This window comes from Rhodospirillaceae bacterium (assembly GCA_028819475.1).
Classification (GTDB): Bacteria; Pseudomonadota; Alphaproteobacteria; order Bin65; family Bin65; genus Bin65.
Genome location: JAPPLJ010000023.1, coordinates 14,843 through 40,811 on the forward strand (window position 1 = coordinate 14,843; position 25,969 = coordinate 40,811).

At 65.6% G+C, this 25,969-nt stretch carries 22 protein-coding genes; 10 read left to right on the plus strand and 12 right to left on the minus strand.

The features are described from left to right. Position 1 precedes the first annotated feature (1 nt). Positions 2–1,309, plus strand: a complete 1,308-nt coding sequence (locus OXM58_05745) for a TRAP transporter large permease subunit (GenBank protein ID MDE0147854.1) — start codon at positions 2–4, stop codon at positions 1,307–1,309. A gap of 67 nt (positions 1,310–1,376) precedes the next feature. Here OXM58_05745 and OXM58_05750 read toward each other — a convergent pair whose 3' ends face one another. Further along, positions 1,377–2,069, minus strand: coding sequence for a peroxidase-related enzyme (locus OXM58_05750; protein MDE0147855.1), 693 nt, complete (start codon positions 2,067–2,069; stop codon positions 1,377–1,379). 246 nt (positions 2,070–2,315) lie between these two features. On the opposite strand from OXM58_05750, the gene OXM58_05755 reads away from it, so the two are divergent. The 3 genes from OXM58_05755 (at position 2,316) to OXM58_05765 (ending at position 5,505) form a co-directional block, all read left to right on the plus strand. Further along, complete coding sequence (locus tag OXM58_05755; GenBank protein ID MDE0147856.1) at positions 2,316–3,440, plus strand: C4-dicarboxylate TRAP transporter substrate-binding protein; 1,125 nt, start codon at positions 2,316–2,318, stop codon at positions 3,438–3,440. Between the two features lie 97 nt (positions 3,441–3,537). Continuing rightward, the gene (locus OXM58_05760; protein ID MDE0147857.1) at positions 3,538–4,677 is read left to right on the plus strand and encodes a hypothetical protein; all 1,140 of its coding nucleotides are present in this window, start codon (positions 3,538–3,540) and stop codon (positions 4,675–4,677) included. A 171-nt stretch (positions 4,678–4,848) separates the two neighbouring features. Beyond that, a complete protein-coding gene (locus tag OXM58_05765) occupies positions 4,849–5,505 on the plus strand; it encodes a TetR/AcrR family transcriptional regulator (protein ID MDE0147858.1) in 657 nt (218 codons plus the stop codon). A gap of 22 nt (positions 5,506–5,527) precedes the next feature. Here the strand turns inward: OXM58_05765 and OXM58_05770 are convergent, their stop codons facing one another. Beyond that, on the minus strand, positions 5,528–6,256 hold the full coding sequence (locus OXM58_05770; GenBank protein ID MDE0147859.1) for an alpha/beta hydrolase: 729 nt from the start codon (positions 6,254–6,256) through the stop codon (positions 5,528–5,530). A gap of 578 nt (positions 6,257–6,834) precedes the next feature. On the opposite strand from OXM58_05770, the gene OXM58_05775 reads away from it, so the two are divergent. The 3 genes from OXM58_05775 (at position 6,835) to OXM58_05785 (ending at position 10,824) form a co-directional block, all read left to right on the plus strand. Further along, positions 6,835–7,707, plus strand: coding sequence for an alpha/beta hydrolase (locus OXM58_05775; GenBank protein MDE0147860.1), 873 nt, complete (start codon positions 6,835–6,837; stop codon positions 7,705–7,707). After that, positions 7,704–9,782, plus strand: a complete 2,079-nt coding sequence (locus OXM58_05780) for an acetate--CoA ligase family protein (protein ID MDE0147861.1) — start codon at positions 7,704–7,706, stop codon at positions 9,780–9,782. Before OXM58_05775 ends, OXM58_05780 begins: the two co-directional genes overlap by 4 nt. Before the next feature lie 64 nt (positions 9,783–9,846). Beyond that, positions 9,847–10,824, plus strand: coding sequence for an amidohydrolase family protein (locus OXM58_05785; protein MDE0147862.1), 978 nt, complete (start codon positions 9,847–9,849; stop codon positions 10,822–10,824). 644 nt (positions 10,825–11,468) lie between these two features. On the opposite strand, the gene OXM58_05790 is transcribed toward OXM58_05785, so the two are convergent. Both OXM58_05790 and OXM58_05795 read right to left on the minus strand, forming a co-directional pair. After that, the gene (locus OXM58_05790) at positions 11,469–12,491 is read right to left on the minus strand and encodes a zinc-binding dehydrogenase (protein ID MDE0147863.1); all 1,023 of its coding nucleotides are present in this window, start codon (positions 12,489–12,491) and stop codon (positions 11,469–11,471) included. A 71-nt stretch (positions 12,492–12,562) separates the two neighbouring features. Further along, on the minus strand, positions 12,563–13,849 hold the full coding sequence (locus OXM58_05795; protein ID MDE0147864.1) for a tyrosine-type recombinase/integrase: 1,287 nt from the start codon (positions 13,847–13,849) through the stop codon (positions 12,563–12,565). Between the two features lie 21 nt (positions 13,850–13,870). Between OXM58_05795 and OXM58_05800 the strand changes: the two genes are divergently transcribed. Next, the gene (locus OXM58_05800) at positions 13,871–15,142 is read left to right on the plus strand and encodes a site-specific integrase (GenBank protein MDE0147865.1); all 1,272 of its coding nucleotides are present in this window, start codon (positions 13,871–13,873) and stop codon (positions 15,140–15,142) included. A 1,031-nt stretch (positions 15,143–16,173) separates the two neighbouring features. On the opposite strand, the gene OXM58_05805 is transcribed toward OXM58_05800, so the two are convergent. The 6 genes from OXM58_05805 to OXM58_05830 form a co-directional block, all read right to left on the minus strand. After that, the gene (locus tag OXM58_05805) at positions 16,174–16,515 is read right to left on the minus strand and encodes a hypothetical protein (protein ID MDE0147866.1); all 342 of its coding nucleotides are present in this window, start codon (positions 16,513–16,515) and stop codon (positions 16,174–16,176) included. A gap of 92 nt (positions 16,516–16,607) precedes the next feature. After that, a complete protein-coding gene (locus tag OXM58_05810; protein MDE0147867.1) occupies positions 16,608–17,348 on the minus strand; it encodes a hypothetical protein in 741 nt (246 codons plus the stop codon). Between the two features lie 161 nt (positions 17,349–17,509). After that, positions 17,510–17,782 carry a hypothetical protein gene (locus OXM58_05815; GenBank protein MDE0147868.1) on the minus strand — a complete coding sequence of 91 codons (273 nt, stop codon included), beginning with the start codon at positions 17,780–17,782 and terminating at the stop codon, positions 17,510–17,512. A 1,957-nt stretch (positions 17,783–19,739) separates the two neighbouring features. Then, on the minus strand, positions 19,740–19,886 hold the full coding sequence (locus tag OXM58_05820) for a hypothetical protein (GenBank protein MDE0147869.1): 147 nt from the start codon (positions 19,884–19,886) through the stop codon (positions 19,740–19,742). Then, positions 19,883–20,059 carry a hypothetical protein gene (locus OXM58_05825; protein MDE0147870.1) on the minus strand — a complete coding sequence of 59 codons (177 nt, stop codon included), beginning with the start codon at positions 20,057–20,059 and terminating at the stop codon, positions 19,883–19,885. The genes OXM58_05820 and OXM58_05825 overlap by 4 nt, the downstream gene beginning before the upstream one ends. A 16-nt stretch (positions 20,060–20,075) precedes the next feature. Further along, complete coding sequence (locus tag OXM58_05830; GenBank protein ID MDE0147871.1) at positions 20,076–20,990, minus strand: tyrosine-type recombinase/integrase; 915 nt, start codon at positions 20,988–20,990, stop codon at positions 20,076–20,078. A 207-nt stretch (positions 20,991–21,197) separates the two neighbouring features. On the opposite strand from OXM58_05830, the gene OXM58_05835 reads away from it, so the two are divergent. After that, positions 21,198–21,341, plus strand: a complete 144-nt coding sequence (locus tag OXM58_05835) for a hypothetical protein (protein MDE0147872.1) — start codon at positions 21,198–21,200, stop codon at positions 21,339–21,341. A 34-nt stretch (positions 21,342–21,375) separates the two neighbouring features. Continuing rightward, entirely contained in the window at positions 21,376–22,206 is an 831-nt protein-coding gene (locus OXM58_05840) for a hypothetical protein (GenBank protein ID MDE0147873.1), read from the plus strand. 899 nt (positions 22,207–23,105) lie between these two features. Here OXM58_05840 and OXM58_05845 read toward each other — a convergent pair. Then, complete coding sequence (locus tag OXM58_05845; protein ID MDE0147874.1) at positions 23,106–23,951, minus strand: helix-turn-helix domain-containing protein; 846 nt, start codon at positions 23,949–23,951, stop codon at positions 23,106–23,108. Between the two features lie 1,502 nt (positions 23,952–25,453). After that, positions 25,454–25,906, minus strand: coding sequence for a nucleoside deaminase (locus tag OXM58_05850; GenBank protein MDE0147875.1), 453 nt, complete (start codon positions 25,904–25,906; stop codon positions 25,454–25,456). Positions 25,907–25,969: the final 63 nt, after the last annotated feature.

Genomic DNA, 25,969 nt, shown 5'->3' on the forward strand with positions numbered 1-25,969 from the left:
CGTGTCGCCGTTGCTCCTGGGGCTGCTCGGTCTCGCGCTTATCCTGCTGCTGATCGCGCTACGCATCCCGATCGGTCTGGCGCTCGGCGTGGTCTCGTTCGGGGGGCTTGTTTCGCTGATCGGGTTCGATGCAGCGCTGGCGCTGGTCGGCCGCACGCCGTTCGAGTTCTCGGCGCAGTGGACCTTCACCGCGATCCCGATGTTCCTGTTGATGGGGACGATCGCCTACCGTTCCGGGATGACCGAAGCGCTCTACAGGGCGGCCCGGCTGTGGCTGGCTTTCCTGCCGGGCGGCCTTGCGGTCGCGACCAACTTCGCCTGTGCGGGCTTTGGCGCCGCATCGGGTTCGACTCTGGCGACCACCGTCGCAATGGGCCGGATGGCGATCCCGGAAATGCTGCGCTATCGCTACGACCCGGGCTTGGCCTGCGGCGTGTGCGCCTGTGCGGGGACGCTCGGTTCTATCATTCCGCCCAGCATTCTCATGGTGCTCTACGGGATTTTCGCCGAACAATCGATTTCCAAGCTGTTCGTCGCCGGGATCTTCCCCGGTCTTCTGACCGCCGCGATCTATGCCGCGATGATCATCGGCCGCTGCAAGCTCAATCCGTCGCTCGCGCCGTCGGTCCAGGAAACGATCACCCTTGCCGAAAAACTCGACGCACTGAAGGAGGTCTGGCCGCTGCCCGTGCTGATCCTCGGCGTTATGGGCGGCATCTATGGCGGGCTGACGACGCCGACCGAGGCCGGCGCGCTGGGCGCCGCGCTCGCTTTCCTGATCGCGCTGTTCCAGAAGCGCATGTCGATCAAGGTGCTCAACGACAGCGTGACCGACGCCATACTCTCCACCGCGACGATCTTCTTCGTCGCCCTGGGCGCGATCGTGCTGACCCAGTTCATGACCTTCAGCGGCGTGCCCGGCGCCATAGCCGATGTTGTGGGAAGCTGGGCGGTCAGCCCGCTGCTCCTGGTGATCGCCGCCTCGGTCATCTACCTGATTCTGGGCATGTTCCTGGATCCCCTGGGCATCCTGTTGCTGACCATCCCGGTTCTTCTGCCCCTGTTCAGCGCCTTCAATCTCGACCTGATCTGGTTAGGCATTCTGGCGATCAAATATATCGAGATCGGCCTGATGACGCCGCCGATCGGTCTGAACGTGTTCGTGGTGAAGTCGCTGGTCGGCGACCGGGTCGGCATGGGCGTCATCTTCAAGGGGGTGATGTGGTTCCTGGCCGCCGAAGCGGTCATCATGGTCCTCCTCATCGCATTTCCCGAGATTTCCCTGTTTCTGCCCGGACTCATGGACTGATTTCGGCCGCGCCTCCTGTCGGCGTGTTCACAGGCCCGTTCGAGAGTCCGGACTTGCGGGCAGGTTTTTATGGCTTCGCGCCCACGTCATTGCGCCTGCCGCGGGCCCTGGCGTTGGCGTCGTTGAACGTGCCTTCCCTGGGCGCACCCAGACGCTCCATTTCCTTTTCGACCACGTCGCGCAGTTGTGGCGACAGGCCCTCGACCATGTCGAGGCCGCGCTCCAGCGCGGCCTTGCCGATATAGCCGAGCTGCGCCCTGGTCGAGGCGCTGCTCCTGGCCACCTCCGGCGGCAGGGGCCGAATGCCGTGGCCCAGCATGAACCGGTTCATCCAGTTGAAGATGCAGCAGACGGCGATGGCGTCGTGCAGGGCATATTCGTCCCATCCCGCCTCGAAGACCGCGTCGGCATCCGCCTGAGTCATCTTCGTCGGAGTCTCGGTCAGCTTGCGGACATAACGCAGAATCGGCTTGAGCTTGTCGTCGACCGGTGCGGTGTCGAGGTCCTCGAACAGGGCCGTGAAGACTTCCGGCTCCACGCCGTATTCGGCAGCAACTGCCTCATGGGCGCCGTAGCAATAGCCGCAGGCGTTTACGCCGGAAACATACGCACCGATCATCTCCCGCTCGGCGATGGTGAGCGGCGAGTCCCCGCGCATGATCCCATGAGCCAGAAAGGGCCAGACCCGGTAGCGTTCGAGGTGAAACCCCCACACGTGAATATGCCGGGCATCTTCCGGCAAAGACGGAAAGAACGCCATGGTGCAACTCCCTTCTGACAGATGTGCAGAAAATACGACAATGTCGTTGGACAGACACTCCTGACAACAAACTGCTTGAACGAACGCCGGAATTGCTTCCGAGCAAAGCCATCGCGTCCCGGCGCGCCTGTTCGCCTTCGATCGGACGGTGCGTTCGGAAACCGGTTTTCACACGCAATCGTTCGCGATATAAAAACATTCCATCGAACCTGAATGTTTTTCAGGCGGATGCCAAGGGAGGAATCCATGACTTTTCGTTGGAGATGCGCGATTGCCGGAACGGCGATCGCCGCGGCGGCGATATCCCCCGCGTCGGGGCCCGCTTTCGGCAAGGAACTGCGGTACGGCACGTTCGTGCCGTCCATCACGACTTTCGTCAAGGAAACCGTCAAGACATTCGACGGGATCGAGAAGGCGACGAATGGCTCGCTCTCTTTCAAGACTTTCCCGAACGGCGAGGTTGTCAAGTTCCGGACAGCGTTCAAGGGCATCGCGAGCGGAATCGTCGATATGGCTCACGTCGTGTGGGTGATTCACCCGACGGAGATGCCCCGGGCCAGCCTTGCCGCCCAAGCCCTGGCGTTCTCGGACAACGCCATATCCGCCGCGGGAGCGGTCGCCGAGTTTCACATGGTGACCTGTGAGGGCTGTCAGAAGGAATACGCGAAGGCCAAGGTGATGCCGCTCGGCGGCGAGGCCGCCGCCCGCTACGTCCTGATGTGCTCCAAAGAGTTCAAGAGCGTCGACGATCTCAAGGGTGTTCGGGTACGCGCGGTCGGCGCCATGGCGCGCTGGGCGAAAGAGCTCGGCATGATCCCGACACGGATCGCCTCCACCGAGGTCCTCCAGAGCATGCAGCGCGGCGTCATCCAATGCGCGCTCGGCCTCCTGCCCTGGCTGAGCGCGTACAGCCTGAAGGACGCCACCAAGCACATCATCGATACCCGCAAGGGCGGGGCACTCGGCGGCAGTTCGTGGTGGATCAACACACGGACCTGGGCGAAGCTGAGTGCGGCGCACAAAAAGGCGATGCTCGACGCTATGCCCGGCCACATTTTTCGGCTGGTGTCGCTCGGCATGGTCGCCGAGGCCGAGGATGCGCGGGAGAAGGCGGTCGCCGCCGGCATCAAGGTGACCGACGGCGGTCCGGCCTACCTCGCGAAATGGAAAGCGTTCGGCGCCAAGGAACGCAACACCCTCGTGGCGCTGGCCAAGAGGCGCAAAATTGCGAATCCGGAGAATTTCGTCGATTCGATGATCGGCGTTTTCGACACCTGGAACAAGCTGATGGCCGGCAAGAAAAACGATCGGGCGCACTTCGAGAACCTGATCCGCACCCGCGTCATCGCCAAGAGCCCGCTGCTGAAGTGATCGACGCAACGGGCGACGAACCCGGTCTCCGGGCCGGTTTCCTGCGGTTCGCGGAAGCCGGCCCGTCAGCCGGAGCACTGGAACGGGACGCTAACCGATGCGGCGAAGCACAGAAAAGATCCTGACCACCCATGCCGGCAGCCTTCCGGGAGACGAGCCGCGGGACCCTGGCGCAAAGGACTACGAGGAAAAGCTGAAACCCTGCGTCGAGGAGGTCGTAGGCCGGCAGCGCGAGACCGGCATCGATATCGTCAACGAAGGGGAATACACCAAGGGCGGCGACTGGCTGTCCTTTATGGACGGCCGCCTGGGGGGCTGCGAGGTCCGCACGGACCAGCGGATCGAGAATCCCGCCCTGCTGGGCAAGGACCGGGAAGAGTTCGCCGAATTTTACAAGTACGCCACCGAGACGGGCACCATTGCCGGCTACATGCCCGGCCGCAGGGCCGGCGGCCCGCGCCGCACATGGTTCTGCATCGAGCCTTTCGCCTATATCGGTCAGGCGGCGCTGCAGCGGGAGCTTGATATCGTGACAGCGACCGCCGGGACGGAAGACGTGTTCCTTACCTCCACTGCGCCGGCCAGTCTGGAGCCCTTCTATCGGAACGAATATTACGAGTCCCAGGAGGCTTTCCTGTTCGGCATGGCCGAGGCGCTGAAGACCGAGTATCGGGCCATAATCGACGCCGGGTTGATCCTGCAAATCGACGATGCTTGGGTGCCGGTCGCATGGGACCGCTGGGGCATGCCCATGGGGCTGGACGGTTACCGGGACTGGTGCCGTATCCGCATCGACGCTCTGAACCACGCGCTCGAAGGAATTCCCGAAGATCGTGTCCGCTACCATTTTTGCTGGGGCAGTTGGCGCGGGCCTCACGCCTTCGACATCGAGCTCAAGTACATTGTCGACATCATGCTGTCGGTGAACGCCGGGGCCTACCTGATCGAGGCTGCCAATCCCCGGCATGAGCACGAGTATGTCGTTTGGGACGATGTGAAGCTGCCCGAGGGCAGGATCCTCGTCCCGGGAGTGGTCGCCCATTCGACCGACCTCATCGAGCATCCGGAGCTTGTTGCCCAGCGCATCCGGCGGTTCGCCGAGCGGGTGGGCAGGGAAAATGTGATGGCGGGAACCGATTGCGGCTTGGGAGGCCGGTCCCATCCGCAAATCGCCTGGGCGAAGCTGAAATCCCTGGTCGAGGGGGCGGCACTGGCCTCCCGGTCGTTGGGGTATTGATTTGTGGCGGTCCCGAGCAGCCTCCACCCGTCTTAATGTTCGGGGCCCGAGCATGCTTCGAAACGGCGATCTCAAATTTTTGCCAGGGCCCGTTTCCGTGGTAAGGGCCGATTCGGCGCCGTCCGGCGCCGACGGTCGGACACGTCCGATGCGAGAGGAATCCTGACGCCTATGGCAGAAGCGGCGACACGGCTGGAACCGGAAAAGAAAATCCGGCTGACCCAGGTGGAACGCAGCAGCCGCACCCGCGCGAAGCTGATTGCCGCGACGCTCGACTGCGTGCGCGACCTCGGCTACGCGAACGTGACGACCACGGCGATCGCCGAGCGCGCCGGCGTTTCGCGGGGCGCCATGCAGCATCAGTTCTCAACCCGCACAGAGCTGCTGCTCGCGGTCATGGACGAGGTGGTGGATCAGCTGCAGCAGCCATTGGCGGCCGGTCCCGGCAGCTCCGCGACCCTGGAGGAGCGGACGGCTCTGATCGTCGACCGTTACTGGTCGGTCTTTTCGAGCGGGCGCCTGCAGACGATTGTGGATATCTGGCTGGGCGCGCGGTCCGACCCCGAGTTGTTCGGCCCGCTACGATCGCACATGCGGGCGATATTCCGGGCGCGGGACCGGTACTGGCACGAATTTTTCGCGGATCTCGACATACCCAATGATCGTCTCTCGGTCGCGCACGAACTGACCAGCGCGACTGCGAGGGGCCTGGCGCTACGCAAGACGTTCGACGAAAGCAGGACACGCGTGGGAACCCCGGTCGAGATCGAAGCCCTCAAGCTGTGCATCGTTGCAATCCTCAAGGGCGACGTCGCAATCGGGACCTGATGTCTCTCGCCCGGCGTTTTGCCTATCGAAGCGGTCCGATGTATCTGCGGAGGAACGCGTTCGATTCCCGATTGACCTCTTTCTCTACATCATCGTCCACAAAGCCGTGCGCCTGACATTCGCAAATTCTTTGCGAAACCTCGACTCCAGCGTCGCGAAGCCGATTGGTATAGGCCGTCATCTCGTCCCTGAGAATTTCGAACTCTCCGTTGACGATCCGTGCCGGGGCGACGCCGCGAAGCGACGGCGCGAGGATCGGTGAGGCCTGCCACTCGAAGCGCTGCTCGGCGAACTCGAGATACTCTCCGATCACATAGAGATTCGAATCCCGGGTGAGGAGATATCCGTTCTGGAACTCGAAATGCGAGGCGTAATCGCAGCGCAGGTCTACAATCGTGAAATACAGGAATTGCACGGCGAGCGGCAGGCCGGCATCGCGGCACATGATGGCCATGACCGCCGAAAAATTGCCGCCGGTACAGCCGCCGCCAATTCCGATCCTGTTCGCATCGCCCCCGATCGCGTCGGCGTTTTCGAAGACCCACTGCGTTACAGCCCAACAATCGTCGATCGTCGCCGGGTATTTGTGCTCAGGTGCAACGCGAAAGTCGGGATGGACGACAACGCAGTCCAGTTCGCTGGCGCGCGTCCTTGCTTCGCTCAGATCGCCGAGGCCGCTGCGGCCGATAAATCCGCCGGCATGGAGATTGATATATATGCCGAAAGGCCCGTCCCCTTCCGGCGCGATCACCGCCGCGGGGATAGGTCCCGACGGGCCGGGTATCTTGATCGTTTCGACCGAACGGTTTTCCGGACCGCCCGCCGAGTCGACGGGCGCGTCGGCGTACGGGCGCAGGAGCTGCGGCCCCAGCTGCCTCAGGGCCCGCGGGTTCCGGAGGCTGTCCTCATACCGTTTTTTTCCCTCCGGCGTACACCGGGCGAGGTTCGCCTCGCGTCTTTCCGCCGAGGTCAGAATGCTGAAATCGGAAAGGTCGGCCACAGCGCGTTCTCCCCTGCAAATTTTTCCGGTCTCATTATCGCTCGCGAAATCGCGGGCACACAGGCGCGCCCGCGGAATTTGTGTGTGTCCGGACCAGGCGAACAGCAAACATACTGATCGGTCCAACCCGCGCCCCGCGGCATGGATTGGGGACGATCTTTCATCGCCGCCCGCGGTTTGGTTCCGAAGGGCAAGCATATCCGAACGGCTTGACACCCGCCATCCAAGAGCATAGCAACATCCAATCAGTATTGCTTGTTTTTAACATTGTACCGCTTCGCCGTTTTGTCCGGCAATCGGCGATTGCGCGGTACAGCAAGGGATCGGCTATGCCCTTTGCAGCGTCGGGCGAAGCGAAAATCTTTTACGACGTCGATGGAGACGGCCCGCCGCTGGTCTTTCTTCATGGCGGGGGCAGCAACGGCGCCGGATGGTGGCGGCAGATCGGGCATTTCCGGCAGACCCGTCGTTGCATCGTGATCGACAACCGGTGTTTCGGCCGGTCAGAGCCGGTCGACCCGTCGATCTACTGGCCGAAGCTGTTCGTCAACGACGTCCTGGCGGTCCTGGACCGGTTGGACATTGCCGCCGCGCCGTTCGTCTGCCAATCGCTCGGGGGCTGGACCGGGCTGCGCCTGGCGCTGTCCCATCCCGACCGGATCACCCACCTGGTCGTCAGCAGTTCGCCGATGGGGATCGACAGCCGGGAGGCCATGGCCGATGCGCAGCGTTTTGCGCGGAGCGTCGGCAAGGAAGGGCAGGATATAGAAACGGCGGCGCTGGGTGCTTCGTTCCGGCAGCAGCATCCGGAACTGATCTGGCTCTATCGCCAGATCAGCGCCTTCAACCGGCTCAACGATCGCGGCGACGGCGGGCCGTTGCCCGTGCATGAACGAACCCGCCGCCTCTTTGCGCCGGACTATGTCGTCTCGAAGGAACGGCTTGCCGAGGTCGTCTGCCCGACGCTGCTCATCGCTGGCGCCGAGGACCGCATCGTCACATCCCGGACGGCAAAGGGCTTCGCTGACCTGATCCCCGGCGCCGAGTATGCGCAGATCGAAGGCGCGGGGCATTCGCCCTATTTCGAGACCCCGGAACGCTACAACGAAATCGTCTCGTCCTTCCTGGCGCGCCACGCGGCGACGGATCGAGGAAGGTTCGAAGCCGACGTGGCGCCGGAAAGGGGAACCGAACAGGCGTGACCGGCAACAGCATCCGTAAGATGATGGGCGCGCGGTCGATCGCGATCGTGGGTGCTTCGGAGCGCAATCCGTGGAGCACGACGATATTCGAGGGCCTTCGGACGACGGGATTCCCGGGCCCGGTGTTCCCGCTGAATGCGAATCGGGACGAGGTGTGGGGTGCAAAATGCTACCGCGCTTTCGCCGATCTTCCCGAAACTCCCGACCATGCCGCAATTTTTCTGCATGCCGAGGCGGCGATTGAGCAGGTGCGGTACGCGGCTGAGGCCGGCGTGGGGAGCGCGACACTCATTGCCGCCGGGTTCGGCGAGGCCGACGACGAAGAAGGCAAGGCCCGGCGCGAAGCGTTGCGGGCTGCCTTAGAGGGCCGGGACTTTCGCCTGTGCGGCCCCAATTGCATGGGTTTCGTCGCCCCGCGCGAGCGTATTCTGACCTTCCCGCACCCGCGCCTGGCCGGCGAGATCGTTCCCGGTAACCTGGGGTTCGTTTCTCAGAGCGGCGGCAACTTGCAGTTCTTCCTGCTCGCCGGCGCCGAACGCGGGCTCGGCATCAGTTATGCCGTAGCGAGCGGCAACGAGCTTGATCTCGATCTGGCCGATTATCTGAACTTCATGATCGAGGACGAGGCAACGGCCGCGGTCTGCCTTTTCATCGAAGGGGTGCGCCGGCCTGCGGAATTCCTGCGGGCGTGCAAAAGAGCCTACGCCCGCCGCAAGCCGATCATCGTGCTGAAGACGGGACGAACGCAAGAGTCGGCCGAAGCCGCCCGCTCTCACACTGGTGCGGTGGCCGGCGACGACCGGGTGTTCGACGCCGTTTGCGACCGGTACCGGCTGATCCGCGTCGATTCGCTGGACGAGATGCTCGAGATCGCCCTGTGCGTCGCGCACGGCCGGCTGCCGCGCGGTAAGCGGACGTTTTTCGTCACCCTGTCGGGTGGCATGAAGGAACTGATCCTAGACGAGACCGCGCGCCGGGACGTGGCGATGGCGTCGATCGCGCCGGCAACGGGCGTCGAAATCGCGCCGCGGCTGCTCGAAGACACCGCGATCGAGAATCCGCTCGATCTCGGCGCTGCCGGTTTTCGCGACGAAGGGAATTTCGCGGAAATCTGCCGCTCGATCGCTGCCGACCGGAGCGTCGATCTGTTGGCGGTGCACGGCCTGCTGCCCAGGGTGAAGAACGAACCGCCGGTACAGGATCCGAAGACTTTCCGACAACTGGTCGAGACCGCGGACATTCCGGTCATCGGCATGTCGCGGATCGGACACTCGGTCAACGACCGGGGGCGCAAGTTTCGTGAGGCGGCGGGGATGCCGTTCCTGCAGGGCATTCCCGGCGCGATGTCCGCGGTCAAGGCTCTCGCGTCATACAGTGTTGAACGTGAAATTCCCGACACGCTTCAGGGGCGGGGGGAGCCGTCCGGTCCGCCGCCGTCCAAGGATGAATTGCGCAGGCTTCTGGTTGACCATGGCGTGCCGCTGCCCCTCGGCGGAATCGCGACGTCGGCAGATGAGGCTGCCGAGATCGCCGACCGGCTCGGCTATCCGGTGGCGGTCAAGCTGGACTCGCGAAAGATCCTGCACAAGACGGAAGCCGGCGGTGTCGCATTGAACCTCCGGTCGGACGTTGAAGTCCGTGCCGCCGCGTCGTCCATGTCGAAAAGGGCGGCGGCCGCCGCCGGCGCAGATGCGGTTGACGGTTTCCTGATTCAGCGGATGGTCAAGGGTCTCGAAATGATGATCGGCTTCCGCGAAGACCCGCAATTCGGCCCCTTCGCACTGATCGGCTTCGGCGGCGTCCTAGTCGAATTGCTCGACGATGTTGCGCTGCGCCTCCTGCCGCTGTCCGAGGCATGTGTGCGCGACATGTTGCGCTCGCTGAAAGGCGCCAAATTGCTGGACGGTCATCGCGGAACGGCGCCCAGGGACACCGACGCCCTCGTCCGTACCGCCCTGGCGCTCGAACGGGCGTTTCTGACGTGCCGGAATACGGTTCGGGACCTGGAAGCGAACCCGGTCATCGTCGGCGAAGCCGGCGAGGGCGTCTGGGCGGTCGATGTCCGCGCCACTTGAAGCGTCTTCGGATTTTCCTGCTGGCACTGGCCAGAGACCGCCTCGTCAATTACCCCGGTGGAGCATGATCGCATCTGAACCGCCCGCGCTCACCCGCATCGACGTCCATCACCATGTCGTGCCCGATTTCTACGTCGAGGCTTTGGCGCGCGTTGGGGTGACTGGAGGCGGCGGCGCGCCGTTGCCTGTGGATTGGACAGCCGACAGAGCATTGGAGGTGATGAATCGGCACGGTATCGCGATGGCCATCGCCTCGATCTCGGCGCCCGGCGTGCATTTCGGCGATCCAGCTTCGGCGCAGCAGCTGGCGCGGCGCTGCAACGAGTTCGTCGCCGAACTGGCGGACCGGTATCCGGGCCGATTCGGCGGCTTCGCAATACTGCCCCTGCCCGACGTCGACGCGTCTCTCAAAGAGCTCGAATACGCGCTCGACACGCTTCGCCTCGATGGCGTTATCCTGCTGTCGAGCATCCGGGGCGGTTACCGGCCCGCCGCGCCGCGCTTCGCGGATCTGTTCGACGAGCTCAATCGTCGGCGGTCAATCGTCTTTCTCCACCCGGACCGGCTTCCCGAAGACCAGGATGCGCACAGCCCGGTGCCGCCGTATTTGGTCGATTTCGTTTACGACACGACCCGGGCGGTGGCGGAGCTGATCTATTCGGGCACCCTTCACAGGACACCCGAAGTCGACCTGATTGTCGCCCATGCCGGCGGGACCGTGCCCTACATCGCCTGGCGCCTGGTCCAGCTCGAGAAGCGGCCGCAGTATCGCGACCGGTTGCCCGAAGGCGTGATGCACTATCTGAGACGGTTCTACTACGACACCGCCCTGTCGGCGTCGCGCTACCCCCTGAGTTGTCTGCGAGAACTCGCGGGGCCGTCCAAGATACTCTTCGGTTCGGATTATGCCTTCGTTCCGGAAGCGGTCGTTGAAGCAAGCGTTCGGCGCCTGAAAGAATATCGAGGATTCGACGATACCAGCCTCGCCGATGTCGAGCAGGGTAATGCCAAGCGGCTGTTCCGTCGGTTCGATGCCGGGTAGGAGCCCCACGGCGTTCGGCAGCCGCACCTAGCCCCCACGGATCGAACGAAATCAAGAGTAGGCTCACTGAGCAATTTCAAGGCGGCGTGCCGAACGACGGCTGAGAATCGCTGATTGGACCTGTTCGGCAATAGCGGCACATACTCATGCGCTGTCCTTGTTGAACGTGGAGAACCGGCGCAGTCATGGGCTAACTCGTGGGCGCAATCGACAAGCCCGGAATTTGATGAGGGGTTCACAATTCCTAGGGCTACAGACGTTCGAGGCATCATCGGGAAGTCTGGTGGCGATACATCCAGGATACAATAACTTCATTAATCATACTGTTAAAAAGGCTCAGATTAGGATCTCAATCAATTGCCGGTCTCCGTGGTTGCGAGCCCCCGCTCAAAAGGTCGTAACGATCTCGCGGACCGTTCCTTGCCCAACAAAAAATAGTCGTGTTGGGCAAAACTGCCCCTTGGGCCGCTCCTGGCCGCTGAGCCCGGTGGGCGGGACCGCGTGAGCGTCTTGCGGGCCGCCGATCGGCCCGGCAAATCTTTGGTCATGCTTGACCCAGAGGGCGCAGATCTGATCGCCGGGCATCGGCCCGGGTGACAGTCGTGGTGCAGGTGCGGTTCCTGCCCGTGACCCCGTCTCCACGCTCAGAACGTCGCAACGATCTTGCCGAACACGTCGCGGTTGCGGAGGCGTTCGATAGCGGCCGGGAAGTCCGCCAGGGCGATCTCGCTGTCGATGACGGGCAGGAGGCCGGCCGCCATCTTGTCCAGGCTCTCCCGGCAGTTGCGAACCGACGAGCCGAACGAGCCGATGATCCTGAGCTGCTGCTGGAACAGCGCATAGAGGTTGGTCGGCGCCGAGATGCCGCTGGTCGAGCCGCAGGTCACCAGCCGGCCGCCGCGCTTCAGCGAAAGCAGGCTGCCGGGCCAGGTGTCCGGCCCGACATGCTCGAACACGACGTCGACGCCCTGCCGGCCGGTCAGCCGCCGGACCCGGCCCTCGAAGCGCTCTTCGCGATAGTCGATGACATGATCGGCGCTGAGCGCGGCGGCCTTCTCGGCCTTGTCCGCGCTGCCGACCGTCGTGATGACCGTGCAGCCGATCGCCTTCGCCATGCGGATCGCGGTCGAGCCGATGCCGCTGCCGCCGGCGTGGACCAGGATGGTCTCGCCCGGCTCCAGCTGCGCGTTGTCGAACAGCATGTGCTGCACCGTGGCGAAGGTGACGGTCGTGCAGGCCGCCTGCACTGCGCTCACGCCGTCCGGGACCTTCAGCACCCGCGCCGCCGGGGCGACGAGCCGTTCGCGGGCCAGCCCGTCGACATGGAAGCCCATGATGCCGCCGATTTCCTCGCACAGGTTTTCCTGCCCGGCCCTGCAGCGCCGGCAGGCGCCGCAGAACAGTCCCGGATAGACGATGGCGAGATCGCCGGGCCGGACATGATCGACGCCGGGCCCGACCGCCTCGACGACGCCCGAGCCCTCGACGCCGACGATCAGCGGCAGCGCCCGCTTGGCGAAGGCCATGCCGCGCACGCCGAACAGGTCGATATGGTTGAGCGACAGGGCCTGCATGCGCAGCAGCACCTCGCCGTCGCCGGGCGGCGGCGGATCGGCGACCTCGTCGAAGCTCAACTGCTCTTCCTCGATCAGGCGCAGGGCACGCATCCGTATTCCTCTAATGGTGGACCGGTCGTGGATGTGGCGGCGACCCGACGGACGGGCAATGGCTGCAATTGTCACGAGGCCGGGACGAGATCGGCCCGGTCGATCTTCTGCCGGATCATCGCGTCGACCGCCGACTCGGAGATATGGCCGTAATGGAGTTCCGTGGTCATGCTGGAATAGTGGCCGAGCTGCCGCGCCACCACCGCCGGCGGCACGCCGCCGGCGGTCAGGAAGCTCGCATAGGAACTGCGCAGGGCCCGGAAGGTGACCGGCTCCGGCCAGCGGATGCGGTGTAGTTCCTTCCTCAGCTGGTTGCCGGCGCGCTGCACGGTCCAGGGCGCCCCAAGCGGATTGCGGAACACCGGCGCGCCGTGGGCCTTGCCCTCCGCATGGCCGGCGAAGAATGCCGTGCCGCGGCTTGTCAGCGCGACCCCGCGGGCGGTCCGCTTCTTCGTGTCGATGACGACGATCTTGCGATGGTCGGCCAGGACCCGCTCCGGGGTCAGGCCGACGATCTCGCCGATGCGGGCGCCCGAGTGCCAGACCGCCTCGACCAGATGGCGCACCGGCGGATCGAGCGCACCGATCAGCATCTCGATCTCTTCGGGCTCGAATACCGGCGGCCGGTAGCGGCCGAGGTATGGGAGAAGCCGGACGCCGCGCCAGCCGATCGAGGAGTCGATCAGGCCGTGCAGATGGGCATGGTCGAGCGCGTTCTTGAGCGCCACCAGGTGATTGTCGGCCGTCTTCCTGCGCCTCCGGATCGCCTCGAACAGTGCGCTGCCGGTCTCGACTTCGCTGATATGCGGGAAGCGGACGGCAGAGTCCCAGGCCGGTGTCGCGGCGATCCGGTCGCGCCACCGGACGATGTCCCGCTGCTCGAGCTGGGCGAGCGGCAGGGACCCGAGCTCCGCACCGAGATAGCGCCGGTAGGTCGTGCGGTAGGGATTAAGCGGCAGACCGGCCCTGCGGCGCCACTCCAGCCAGTCCCAGAAGGCGTGACGCACCGTATAGGCGCCGCCTGCCTCGGGCGGCGCCAGAGGGGGATGCCGGTGCCGCCGCCAGTCCCGGCCGGTGGCCTGGGCTTCGGCGCACCACAGCTTGACCCGGCCCAGCGCCTGGTCGAAGGTCAGGCGCTCGAGGCCGGGCCGGTCGCAGGGCGAGTCGGCGGCGACGCCGACGATCTTCCTGCGCCTCGCGCCGTCCGGCCACTGGAATCGGGCGTGCCAGGTCCAGGCGCCCCGCTTGGCGAAGCCGATCGACCGGTGACTGGCGAAGGTGAGCCAATAGGGATCGGGGCGCGCGGCGAGTTTCCGCCGGACCGCGCGGTCCGCGATATCGAACTGTTCTTCTCTCATGCCGCAGACGCTCTCCTCCCGGTGACCAAACGGCACGCTTCTCCGGCTCCGCGCGGCAGGCGCGTGCGCACCGCTGCGGTCGATCTCTCCGATCCCTGGGAGATCGACTCGCTGCCGCCCCGGACCGAACCCTACTGGATGGCGCTCGGCCGCGGCCGCGCCCTTGGCCTCTCGATCTGCACCGGGACCGGGCGTCCGCTGAAATGGCATGCCCGCCTCCGCCTGAAGGACGGCGGCGGCTACCGCAAGAAACGACTCGGCCCCTACGGCTTCCTGTCGCACGAAGACGCGACCTGGCTGGCCCGGCGCTGGTTCGAAAAAGAGGCCGCATCCGCCGTTCCGGAAGACCGGCCCGAACCGGCCTTCCGGCTCCTGGACGTTCCGTCGGGCGACGATGCCTACAGGGTTGCCCACGCCCTCAACGACTATCTCCGCCGCCATGCACCCTCGGGCCGAACGTCGAGGAACGAGTTCAACATCGCGAAGCGGGTCGCCCGCCATCTCGGCGCTGTCCCGCTGTGCAATCTCCGGGCCGAAGACATCGCGCGCTGGCTGTCGACGGCGCTCGCCAAACCGGCGCAGACGAAGCGTAACCAGGACCTTCATCCGCTCGAGCGGGTGCGCCGGCGCAAGGCGACCCTCAACCGCCAGCTCGCCCTGCTGCGCGCCGCGCTCACCCTCGCCTTCGTCAACCGCCGGATCGACTCGGACGCCGAATGGCGCCGGGTCGGCTACTTCCGGCACGCCCAGGCCCCGGCGCCGAAGGCGATCTCCCCGGAGGCCATCGACGTCCTGCGCGGCAACGCCCCGCCGGAACTGCGGCGGTTGATCGACGCTGCGCTCCATACCGGATGCCGGTTCGGCGAACTGTCCAACCTTCGCTGCCGGGACCTGATCGCAGCGACACGCAAGCTCGTCGTGCCGCCGGCCAAACGCAGCCCGGGCCGCACCGTCGTCCTGTCCGAAGCCGGATGGCGGTTCCTGGAGGCGCTCAGGGTCAACCGGGCAGAGGACGACTGGCTGGTCCGGCGCGCCGACGGCCGCAAATGGACCCGCTCCACCATGTGGGGACAGCTCTACGCCGCGGCGCAACAAGACGAACGCACCAGGGGGATCAGCTTCCACAGGCTGCGCCATACCTACGCCACCCGGATCCGCGACGCCGGCATGCCGCTCCAGTTGATCGCCCGCCAGCTCGGCCACAAGTGGCTGCGCACCACCGAGCACTACTATGTCGGCGTCGACCGGGAGATCGCCGATGAGGTCATCCGCAAGGTGCTGTCGGAACTCTAGCCGCCGGCACCCGGACGGGTCAGATCCCTGAGCGGCACATCCGAGGCGGCGGCACGCCCGCTGCGCATCCGGGGACATCCAGACCGACGGTTCGGAACCGATTATTGTCAATTCATTCTATTCAGACTGAATTGATTGCTGCTCGTCCCCGATTGCCATCGGGACTGCCGCCAGCTCTTCCCGCCCTTCCGTCGGGAACTGCCCTGGGGTCCGATCGGATACCTTGTCGACGCAGGCCGGCAGTCAGCGAACTCCCACTAGATTCAGCCCCGTGCTGCGGCGCGGGCTTCGCGGTGGCGCTCCCAGCGCGGCTGGCGGCAGATGTTGCCGAGGAACTCCAGCACCGTGTGCGCGGCGAGGTAGGAAGTGACGCCGGTCCCGACGTCCAGGGTCGGATTGACCTCGACGAGATCGAGCCTGCCACGGTGCAGTGCTCGGCGATGGCGGCGAGGGTGTCGCGGTTCGGCGGGGGCGGGCCGAGCTGCGGGGCCGGGGCGCTGCAGGGGCGGGCAAGAATTACCCAAAGTTTGGGTATTTTGGGTTCGGCGCGCCGGCGACGGCGCACCAGGTTTGGGGCGGGGCGGGGTTGGGGTCGGGCGGAATTCCCAAAGTTTGGGAAATCTCCCGGCCTTTGCGGGTGGCCGGGCGGGGGGCTGCCTGTTCGCCCGTCAAATTGGCGGAATCCTGGGTGCGGGATTGGGTCGGGGACAGTGCGCCAAGTCGGGACGCGGGCGGGGGTCAATTTCCCACGGAGCGCCGCCCGGCCCGGAACCGCAATCCGGCCCTCTCACAGCGCAGCCAGCCTTTTCCCGACGCCCAGTCCCGGCCGATCGGACCGCCGCGCCCTTGGTCGCGGACGCCGGCGCCCCGTTTTCGGGCACAGAGAGAGGAGGTCCAGCCTGCCGGCGGAGTGAGGCCGGCGCCCGGTGAGGGCAACCGCGCCGCGTTCCCGTCCTTCCGGAACACCAGATGGCCGACCCCGACACGATCTCCGCCGACTACGCGCTGTGCCCGAGCGAATTCGCCGAGTCCTAGGTGGTGGGTAAGTATGAAACTCGTTTCTTGTAGGGCCTGCGTGGGCCGGGCTTCGGGGCAGCGTCCTTGATCAACCGCTTAAGGTGGACGCCGATCTCCTTGAGGTCCTCCCGCGGCACCCGCGACAGCGCGACCTCGAGCGGGTTGTCGACCACGTCTTCGTTCTTGTAGAGCCCCTTGAGGCGCGAGATCAGGTCGATGATCTTGCTCTGGTCGATGAAGCCGAAGTTCCAGGATCCGGAGTTCTCGTTGAAATTCAGCCGAATCAGCGCGCCGGTCGGCGCCCCCGGCCAATTCTCCGGCGCCTTTACCGTCTTGGCCCTCGAACATGTCGGCATGCCGGACGTTGAGCACCCCCTGAAGCCGCTCCACCATCGTCTCAACATCCGCCGACGAACTTGTGCGGCCGACAAGATCCGACATCAGGCCGTCAAGGTCGGTACGCTGGTCCGTGGCTGAATATCTCCGCCATACCCAGGGCGCGATCGAGCCGCGCCCGGGTGGCGCCCTCAGGGCCGGCCTCCCAAAGCCCGGCGATCTCGCGCCAGGTCATCCCCTCCGCCTTGAGCCCGTAAGCCCGGACGAAACGCTCGATCAGCGACGTCTCGGCCGCCGAAAACGGCACCAGGCGCTCGCCGAAGCGATCGAACATGTCGTCGACCAGAAAATTGGAAATGTTGTCGTCGTGCCGGGCATGGGCCCGCCGCCGGCCTTCCCGCCGGTCCGCAGTCGCGCCGCCCAGCTCGTTCTTGTTGCCCGCTGGCGCCCCGAACCACGGAAGCATCATCGCCAGCCGTAACGCATAGCAGGTCGAGATCCGCATCGGACGCTTCAAATCGGTCTCGGTCCGATCCGCCTTCCTCTTGTTCACCTGCCTCGTATATAGCGCCGGCACTCGCACCCGCAGATACTCGTCCGGCCAGACGTACTGGCACTGCCGCCACAACTCCACCTCGTCCAGCGCAAGCAACACATCGAGGTCGTCGCAGGCCTCCGCATAGCCGTCTTCGCCATACTCCGTCGAAGCCAGCCCCATCGCCGCCGTCACCGAGGCCGCATACACCGGCTTTCCGAAACTGCGGTGGCCGCCCAGCCGGCGCAAACGGAACGGCAGGAGACGGACCGCCCCGGGCTGGCCCTGGAGAAGATCGACCCGGTGCTCCTTCCGCATGATGCGATGGCGCCGGTGAAGCTGCCGCAACACAGCCCCGGCCGCGTCCGGAGAAAAAACCAGACCCTCCACCCGGCCCGGGAACCAGGCGCCCGAACCCGAACCCGACCGCGGGTCGCTCTCCGCAACCTCCGTCACAACCGACCAGGGCAGAACCGAACTCAACGCCCGCCCCCGATCAACGCATCCCGCCGCACCTGAGCCTCCCGGGCCTCACGCTGCAAACGAGCCGTCCGCGCATCCTGGCCCTCCTCCAAAACGGACAATTTGTCCGTTTTCGACGATGCCGAAAATCTCTTCAAGTGACGATCCACCACCGCCTCAACCACCGCCGACTTCGTCACCCCAAACCGGAACGCCGCCGCCTCGACACGCGATACCAGCCCCTCCGAAAGCGTCAGATAAACCCGGGCCTTCTCAGCGCTGATCGCCATCCCCAATCTCCCGTCCCCGGGGTGTCACACCTATGGGGTGTCACACCCTGGAACCTCCGCGCGCGAGGCCGTCCCGAAGAGGGATGCGGGGAGACCATGGGTCCCTCCGCTGGAAAATCCGAATTCCGGCATCCCCCCGCCCGGCGCCGGTTTCGCTGGTCCCATTTTGGCCTTTTCCCCACCGTGAGCGGCGGCAGTGCCGCGGTCCATATGCGCGCTAATGGGGCTTATCGCTCATTTGTCAAGCCTGCCGACCGCGCGGCGCGCCTTCATTTCGCGCCGCGAAGCCGCTCCCCTCGCCCTCCTCGCCCTATTCAGCCCTACAGGCGTGGGGACAGTGTGAGTTAGAGGCGGGGGCAGCGTGGGGATGAGCGGGGCGAGCGGGTTGAGCGTGGGTTGAGGCGGTGGCGGGGCGGATGTGGGTGGGGATGAGGCGGCGTTTTCAGGGGATGGGGACTGGATTGGTGGGGAGGTTTGACCGGGCCGGCCACGGATGGGCGGGGGGTGGGTGGGATCGACCGGACCGGATCGGCGGGCGGGACCGGGATGGGGCGGGGCTGCGGCCGAGCTGCAGGCGGACGAGGCGAAAATAGTTCCAAATTGGAACTATTTTTGGTTTGGGGCGTGGCGTAGATTGTGGACTTGGCGGGTTTGGGGGTGGCCGGCGGGCGGGTTCGGTTTCGGGCCGGAGGCGAGGCGGGCCGACCGGATCGGCGCGGGGCGGGACAGAAATTCCCCTCGATCTGGGGAATTTTGGTTACCGCGACCGGGCCGGGGGACGGTGCGCTAGGTTGGGGCGCGGGTGGGGGTCAATTTCCCACAGAGCGCCGCCCAGCCCGGAACCACATTCCGGCCTTCTCGCAGCACAGTCGACCTCTTCCCGGCTCAGTCGGAGTCTGGCGTGCGGTGTCCATGGCCCCACCCCACCCCGATTCGGCCGCCCGCGCGAGGCCCGGGAAGGGAGACGCGGGGAGACCATGGGTCCCTCCCACGACCAAACCGAAATCGGGATCGCCCCCCGCCGATCGCCGGCCAAATGGTCCCATATTCGGGTTTTCGCCATCGGGGATGCCGGCTTGGTGCAGTCCGCCCGGTTTCGGTGGCGTCGCCGGGGTGGCAGCGGGCGGAATCGGGGCGGATCGGTCTGGGACGGGCGGTCCTGCCGGTGCTGTCGCCGCCTTCGCGGTCGATAGCTCGTGCCGTGACCCACGATCGAGGCTAGAGCGGCCGTCACGCGGTGGGAGATCGGGGGTTGGCGGGCGGATCGGGCCGGTTTGTGCGTCGCCTGCACCGAACCGGGAGGGCGGACCGGCCGTCAACGGTGCGCCGGGCGTGCCAGCGGCGGCGCAGGACGGCCGGAACGGCGTTCCGACAGTGGAAGATACCCTCGAAACCCCGCACGGCGGCTCAGCGGCGCTGAATCGGGGCGCTGGCGCGGTCCTGTGGCACTGGGCCGGAGGAGCTGATCGACCGGGGTAGGGGAAGCGCGCCCCGGCAGAGCCGAGTTCGGCTACGGAAGCCGCCCGAAGGCTCCACCGCGGTTCATGCTCGCCAACCGGGACCGGCGGCACCGGTCGCGGCGGCGCGTATGTTGTCGGGACGCGGGCCGGATGAAGCACGGTCCGACCGGCGCGTCAATGCCCTACCCCACCCCGCAGCGGAGGCGCCCGAGCCGGGGCCGGGTGTCGGTCGGGAAGCGGACCAGGGCCGGGCGCAAATCGGCGCAAACCAGCAGAAAACCGCCGAATTTGGACTCCTTTCAGTGGTTCTCGTCGCCTTCGCGGCCGATTGCCTGTGCCGTTGTCCGCGAGCGCGGCCAGAGCAGCGCCGGAAAAGGAAGGGGCGACCGGAGCTGCCCAATTCTCTACCCTACCCCATCCAGATACGAGGGGCAGTTCTCGATAAGTGGCGTGGGTGTGCCGTCGATGACGGTCTTGGGGTGCTGGCCGTCGAAGGTTCACCGGGCGCGGCCGGCAGCGGCTTCACGGCGCAGCACCGCCAGCACGGCGGCGGTCGCGGCCGAGTCGAGCGTCCAGAGATTGATGACCCGGTGATGATCGGCCGGATCGTGCAGTTCGAGGCAGAGGCCGTCCCGCCGCTTCATCGGGCCGGCTCCAGTCTGGCGTTGATCGCCTTGATCTGCGCCAGTGCATCGGCTGTCGCTTCGGCCGTGTCGGCATGGTGCGCGACCGTGGCGAGCGCCACGATGCGGTGCGCATCGGGCAGGGTATGGCCGAGGGCGACCTGTTCGGCGACGCGGTTTCGAGTGCGCTGCATGGGGATTCCCTTCGGTCTAGAGGTATTTGGCGACGGCGCCGCGCTTGGCCTTCGCACCGGCAGCGTAGTGCGCGACCATCCGGGCGGTCTTCCATCCGCCGGACAGCATGACTTCGGTTGTTGACGCCCCGCGCGCCGTCAATTCGCTGGCGTGGCCGATCCGCCCGGAATGGGCCGTCACGCCCTCGATGCCGGCAGCCCGCGCTGCGGCGGTGAAGCGGCGGCCGATGGATTGGGCGTTCAGGCCAGCGCGACCGCCACGGCCGCGCCCCGTGCCGGTGACGAACACCTTGTCCGTTGGCGCCGCGTCTTTCGGTCGGATCGCAGCGAGCGCACCAGCCGCGCCGTTCTTGACCAGCCGGATGTCGGTTTCCTCGCCGTTCTGATCGGTCTTCTTGCTTCGGACCCGAATGAGCATCGCGCCGGGGACATCGGCTGCCGGCTCGATGTCGCGCCATTCGAGCGCAGCGGCTTCCGAGCGCCGCAGCGCCGCCTGAAACAGCACGCCGGCGATTGCTGCATCCTTCGTCCGTCCTTCCTTGCGGGCGATGGCGATGATCTCCGCGACCTGTTCGGCGGTGATTGCCCGCGCCCGGCCCCTGCCTCTGTCGGCATGGTCGCGGCGGGCGATCCTGAGTGCGTCGGCCGTCATGGAGCCGCGCGGGCTCGGCCAGCCGGCGACCCTGGCGAGGAAGGCGGCGGCGGCGGCGGCCTGTCCTATCGAAGCCGGAGCCATGCCGTCCGCGGCGAGCGCCCGGACATGCTCGGCAAGCGTCGCATCGGTGAGTGGCCGGCCATCAAGGAAGCGTTCGAGGCGGGCGAGTGCCGACCGATAGACTCGGCGGGTGCTCGGTGCGCGGGCTTCAAGCGCCAGCGCAGCGGCCGTGCGGCGGTCGGCAGGCAGGGTCGCGAGGGCGAGAGCGGTTGTCATGGTATTGGCTCTATCAACGATAACTGTAATTATCGGTGAAATTTAGAGTCGCCCGACCCGTTGTCAAGATGCATAAAATGTTCAATATTGGTTCTAGTGTTTCATGTTGACCCCAAAGGGGCGGAAATGACGGCTGATGACCGAAAACCGCGACGACGCAGCGGGGTTTTGATGCCGGCGCCGCCAGCCAACGACAACGGCGCCCCGATGATCCTATTCGCCCGGGTCTTCGAGCGGCAGGCCGCGCGAGCGACCAGCCCGTACGAGCGCAACCTGAAACTGAAACTGGCCGCGAAGGCCCGGGAGCTAGCCGGCACCCGCGGCGCCGAGGCGGGGGACCATGCCGAGTAGCCTGCGGCACCGATGGACTGCAGCCGCTCTCGCGGTGCTCGACGGGCAGATCGTCGATGTGCTTGCCGCCGATCACCCGCAAAGCGTTCGACATGTCTTTTACCGCATGACCGATCCCAGGTTGGCGGCACCGGTCGAGAAAACCGAAAATGGCTACCAGCGCGTGCAGCGCCGCTGCCTGGCGCTCCGGCGCTCCGGTTCCATCCCCTACGGCTGGATTGCCGACGCGACGCGGCGCGGGTTCCATGTGTCGACTTTCAACGGCCAGGCCGACTTCATCCGGCGGATGCAGGGGCTTTACCGGCAAAACCTGTGGACCGACGACCTGCCGCGAGTCGAAGTGTGGTGCGAATCCCGGTCGATCGCCGGCGTGCTTCAGGACGATTGCCAAGCCTTGGCGGTCTCACTCTTCCCGAGCGGAGGGTTCGCTTCCGCAACGCTTTGCTACGAGGCTGCGGAAGACATCAACTGGCGCCGGCCGCCCCGGGCAGTGGTCATCTATGTCGGCGACTACGATCCCGCCGGCGTGCTGATCGATCGGTCGATCGAGATGGAACTCCGCCAACATCTCGAGGTCGAGCTCGATTTCCGGCGCGTCGCGATCAACGAGGGTCAGATTGCCGAATACGACCTCCCGACGAAGCCGCGGAAGGGAACCGAGCGGCGGCGTCTGGACATCGCGGCGACAGTCGAGGCCGAGGCCATGCCGGCAAACGTGCTGCGCGGGATCGTCCGCGACGCGGTTGAAGGCTACCTGCCGGCGGGCGCACTGGACGTCGCCCGCGAAGCCGAGGAAAGCGAGCGAGAGGGGTTGCAATTTCTCGCCGATGCGATCGAGCAGGCCGAGGAGGAGGGCATTTTATGAGGCAGGCCCGTTATAGCGGGCCGGCGCCGGCGCTTGGCCTGAAGCGCCGCGGCCGCGAGCTTACCGGCCTGTGTCCGGGGAGCGGCGGTACGGATCGGTTCCGGGTCCACTTGGACGACCGGCGGGCCGGACAGTTCTTCTGCTGCCGGTGCTGCCCGGACGGCACGGCCGGCGCCGGTTCGATGCGCCGGTTCGTCCTTCGTCGCGCGGCGCTTTTTCGGCCGCCGCCGACCCGCGTGATTCTGGGTGTCTGCCACTTTCATTCTCACAGCCAACTCGTCTCGATTGCCCCTCCGAAACCGGCCCAGACCGTGTGGCAACGGTGTCGGAAGCGACAAGACCGGAGAGAAAGGTTGGACGGTGAGCGTCGGAGCGGAGGCGCACGGGATCTATCCCGGCGAGGAGCCGGGACAGATCTTCGCCGAGGATAGGCCGGACGGAGCCGCGCCATCGCTTTCGGCGGCCGGGGCGCAAGGACGGTATCGGTCCTTCGGTTCGCCCCCGGCTTGCAGTTGCTTCAACGGGAACCTCCCGCCGTGTCACCCGCTCTGCACCGCCCGCCTTCGCGATCGCCGCTTGATGCTGTCGCTCTCGTTTCGGCAAGTTAGATCTCGGGCCGGCCTTTGACACATCCCCTGGTGGGCCGATACTTGCATCCCACACGCCAGCGTCTTATGACTGTCCCGTTCCCGACAGCACTACATCCCGCCCATGTGGGTCGCGGCTGGCCAAGCCGGTCAGGCCGCGGCCCGCACCCCCGCGGAAAGGTTGGACAACCCGCGAAATTCCCCTTTGTTTTCAAAGGGTCGATTTTGGGGGTTGGACAAGCTAAGTGCTTGAAGGCAAAGGAAACCGCCACTCCATGGCGTTCTCCCATAGATCGCCCCTTTCCGCCCTGCCTAGCCGCCATCCCCGAACCGGCTTCGATACCGGCACACCGACCGGGCCACATACCGGCACACCGACCGGGCCACGGACCGGACGCGGCCCACCTTCAACGGTTCGCACAACAGCCCGTTCAATCGCTCCGCCTCCCGGAATACCGCTGCATCCGGCAATTGCCGCACCGCTCGAAGCCCGGTCCAAGCCATCAGCGAGTCGAACAGGCCGGTGGTGTTGCGCGGACCGACCGCCTCGGGCAGCCGGGCGGAAGGCGGAGGGCCTGAAGCGGTCTGCGTGTTCCAAGAAGGTTGACGCAACACCCGGGGGAGCGACCGGCGCAGGGCGGTCCAAAATCCGCGGCCGCCGCGGGCGCGGCTGGCAATTCGCGAAATGGTCGAGGGGTTGAGGCCAGTATGGCGCGCGACCTGGCGAACGGTGTAGTGCCCCCGGTTGATCCAGCGCGCGATCCGCGCGTCGCGTTCGTAAGTCCGGTGTCGGCGGACGCATCCCGATTTCACGCCGCGCCGGTGCTGGGCCAGCGAGCTGGTATCGAGCCACCAGGGCCGACGGTACGGCGAGGGAGCCGGGACATACCCGCCCGCCGGGGCACCCCTGCTCGCCGGCTTGGCCTTGGCGACGATGGCGGAAAGCATCCGGTCCTGTCCGGCGGTCGTTCCCCGCTCGCTCCAATGGCGGGCGATGGAACGGACGCATCCGGCGTCCCGATCGCTCAAGGCGCCGCGCTCGACCAAACGGACGGCGGCGGCAACGAGGTCGTAGCCTCGCAGGCCGGCGCGCGAGCGGATGTTTCCGCCCGATTCGCGGGATTTGGCGGGCGGTGGATTTTTTGCTATCCTGACCATTGATGACGCTCTCTATTGGGGTGGGCTGTCCTCTAAAGATTGCCCCGTCGGTCGATGCCGGCGGGGCGTTTTTTGTGGGCCGCGCCGTCTGTATGAGATTGCGGAAGGGACCGAAAAAGTTTAACAGTCCGCCCGCAAACCCTTTATTTTCAATGGGCGCATTTGAGGCGGAATTTGTAAATCCGCTTTGAAAACAAAGGAATTTGCGCCGCCTCTTAATCAGCGGGTCCGGGGTTCGAGTCCCCGATCGTCCTCCAATGTTTTCAATGACTTAGGTGGCACTCTCTAAGCTCTGAGTGTTTCGGGTAAGCAACGGGTAAGCAGCGGGTAAGCATTGTCGGGTGCACCAAGTGTCGTCCCGAAGGCCAAAGTCGGCGGCCTGATAGTCGGCCGCTTGCTGGCGTAATCCTGCAGAGGGCCCCTTGGGGACGGACTGCTCCTGGCGGCTGACCTGACCGCCAAGCGCAGTCACATCCGGTGCAGGGACGTCAAACAACAGCATCAGCGTGCTCAGCTTGTGCAGGAGGGCGACCGGCTGCATCGCCTGCACGTTGGCGAAGTTTAGGACAGACGCCGGGCGATGATGCCAGAGAACGGTGGGCGCAGGTCTGCATCGACGAGTTTCGACCTCGCCGTCTCGACCGAGATCTCGGGCCTGGCGACCGCCTCGCTCTGCGCGGCTACCTCGTCCTTCAAGACTCTGGAGCGGGCCTTGAGCAACTATTGCTGCCTACGCGGACGTTCGCATATATGCGAGTTACAGCAGTATGGTCGCGGCCGTCCAAGAGAATCCGCCTAACTGATTGATCCATTTGACTTTCCCTAATTGCTTCGCACCGATCCTGGCGCGTCCGTCATCGTGCCGCAACCGATCGAATTCAGCCTCGCGACGACGCTTGGAATTTCATGACCTCGTCAACGGAATTTCGGCCTCCACCTAGGACCCGCCGGTCACGGATCCCAGACCACAGAAACGAACACTAAACGATCTACGGCACAGTTACGCCAGCGGCGGCCTGCTGGTCGGCGAGGGGCTGTTGATGATCGGCAAGTTGCTGGGCCACACCGACGTACACATGACGACTCGCTACGCCCAATTCGCCAACGACCCACTCAAGTCCGCCGTCAACCGGATTGCGGATGTCGCCGGGTAGTCGAAGCCCCATACCGGATGGCCTCCTCGAAGGCGGAAGGAGTCCACGAGAGAGCCTCGAAGCCAGACGACGACAGTCGACAGGCGATCGCAGGCCACAGGATCAGCCCGCAGTCGCGCAAGTAGTTGCCGGTTTCCCGCAGGCACCTTGCGAAGACTTCGACGACGCCATTCCGCTTGGCCCCGTCGGCCGGGAGCGGACCGGACCGCGCCACCCATCTCCCGATATGTTCGGTTCGAGACGCCTGACCGCCCGTGCAACCGCCATCAGGTCGTCCCGCCTGTTTTCGTGCGCCATGACACTGTCGAACTCGTCCGACATCGACGTCCCCACGTCCGTCACCGGCAATCAGTCTTCAGCAATGTCTTCTGCCCAGAGTTCGGGCCGTTCCTCGATGAACCGGGTCATGAGGGCGATGCAGTCCGGATCGTCGGCAACGATCACCTCGACGCCGCGTTCGCGCAGGAACGCCTCGTTGCCGCCGAAGGTGGCATTCTCGGCGATAACGACCCGGGGTATGCCGAACTGGACGATGGTGCCCGCGCACATCATGCAGGGCGAGAGCGAGGTGTAGAGGGTGGTGTCGCGGTAGGTCCGTTGCCGGCCCGCCTTGCGCAGCGCATCCATCTCGCCGTGCGCGATGGGATCGCCCTGCTGCACACGCTGGTTCCGGCCTTGCGCGACAACCCTTTCGCCGCGCGCCAGCACGGAGCCGATCGGGCAGCCGCCCTCGTCGAACCCGGCCTTGGCTTCCTCGTAGGCGATACGCAGCATCCTGCGGTCGGTGTCGGTCAGGCTCATTCCTGCGGTCCTTCATGGTGGGGAAGCTGTTCGGGACGGATGTCACGGCCTTGGGCGGAAAGG

What these genes read in the sequence shown, in the direction of transcription:
- OXM58_05755 (MDE0147856.1), top strand. Translation starts at nt 2,316, where the DNA reads ATGACTTTTCGTTGGAGATGCGCGATTGCCGGAACGGCGATCGCCGCG.
- OXM58_05815 (MDE0147868.1), bottom strand. Translation starts at nt 17,782, where the DNA reads ATGGCGATCAGCGCTGAGAAGGCCCGGGTTTATCTGACGCTTTCGGAG.
- OXM58_05835 (MDE0147872.1), top strand. Translation starts at nt 21,198, where the DNA reads ATGATCCTATTCGCCCGGGTCTTCGAGCGGCAGGCCGCGCGAGCGACC.
- OXM58_05810 (MDE0147867.1), bottom strand. Translation starts at nt 17,348, where the DNA reads ATGCGGAAGGAGCACCGGGTCGATCTTCTCCAGGGCCAGCCCGGGGCG.
- OXM58_05795 (MDE0147864.1), bottom strand. Translation starts at nt 13,849, where the DNA reads ATGAGAGAAGAACAGTTCGATATCGCGGACCGCGCGGTCCGGCGGAAA.
- OXM58_05765 (MDE0147858.1), top strand. Translation starts at nt 4,849, where the DNA reads ATGGCAGAAGCGGCGACACGGCTGGAACCGGAAAAGAAAATCCGGCTG.
- OXM58_05820 (MDE0147869.1), bottom strand. Translation starts at nt 19,886, where the DNA reads ATGAAGCGGCGGGACGGCCTCTGCCTCGAACTGCACGATCCGGCCGAT.
- OXM58_05845 (MDE0147874.1), bottom strand. Translation starts at nt 23,951, where the DNA reads ATGGTCAGGATAGCAAAAAATCCACCGCCCGCCAAATCCCGCGAATCG.
- OXM58_05750 (MDE0147855.1), bottom strand. Translation starts at nt 2,069, where the DNA reads ATGGCGTTCTTTCCGTCTTTGCCGGAAGATGCCCGGCATATTCACGTG.
- OXM58_05760 (MDE0147857.1), top strand. Translation starts at nt 3,538, where the DNA reads ATGCGGCGAAGCACAGAAAAGATCCTGACCACCCATGCCGGCAGCCTT.
- OXM58_05825 (MDE0147870.1), bottom strand. Translation starts at nt 20,059, where the DNA reads ATGCAGCGCACTCGAAACCGCGTCGCCGAACAGGTCGCCCTCGGCCAT.
- OXM58_05850 (MDE0147875.1), bottom strand. Translation starts at nt 25,906, where the DNA reads ATGAGCCTGACCGACACCGACCGCAGGATGCTGCGTATCGCCTACGAG.
- OXM58_05805 (MDE0147866.1), bottom strand. Translation starts at nt 16,515, where the DNA reads ATGCCGACATGTTCGAGGGCCAAGACGGTAAAGGCGCCGGAGAATTGG.
- OXM58_05775 (MDE0147860.1), top strand. Translation starts at nt 6,835, where the DNA reads ATGCCCTTTGCAGCGTCGGGCGAAGCGAAAATCTTTTACGACGTCGAT.
- OXM58_05790 (MDE0147863.1), bottom strand. Translation starts at nt 12,491, where the DNA reads ATGCGTGCCCTGCGCCTGATCGAGGAAGAGCAGTTGAGCTTCGACGAG.
- OXM58_05830 (MDE0147871.1), bottom strand. Translation starts at nt 20,990, where the DNA reads ATGACAACCGCTCTCGCCCTCGCGACCCTGCCTGCCGACCGCCGCACG.
- OXM58_05785 (MDE0147862.1), top strand. Translation starts at nt 9,847, where the DNA reads ATGATCGCATCTGAACCGCCCGCGCTCACCCGCATCGACGTCCATCAC.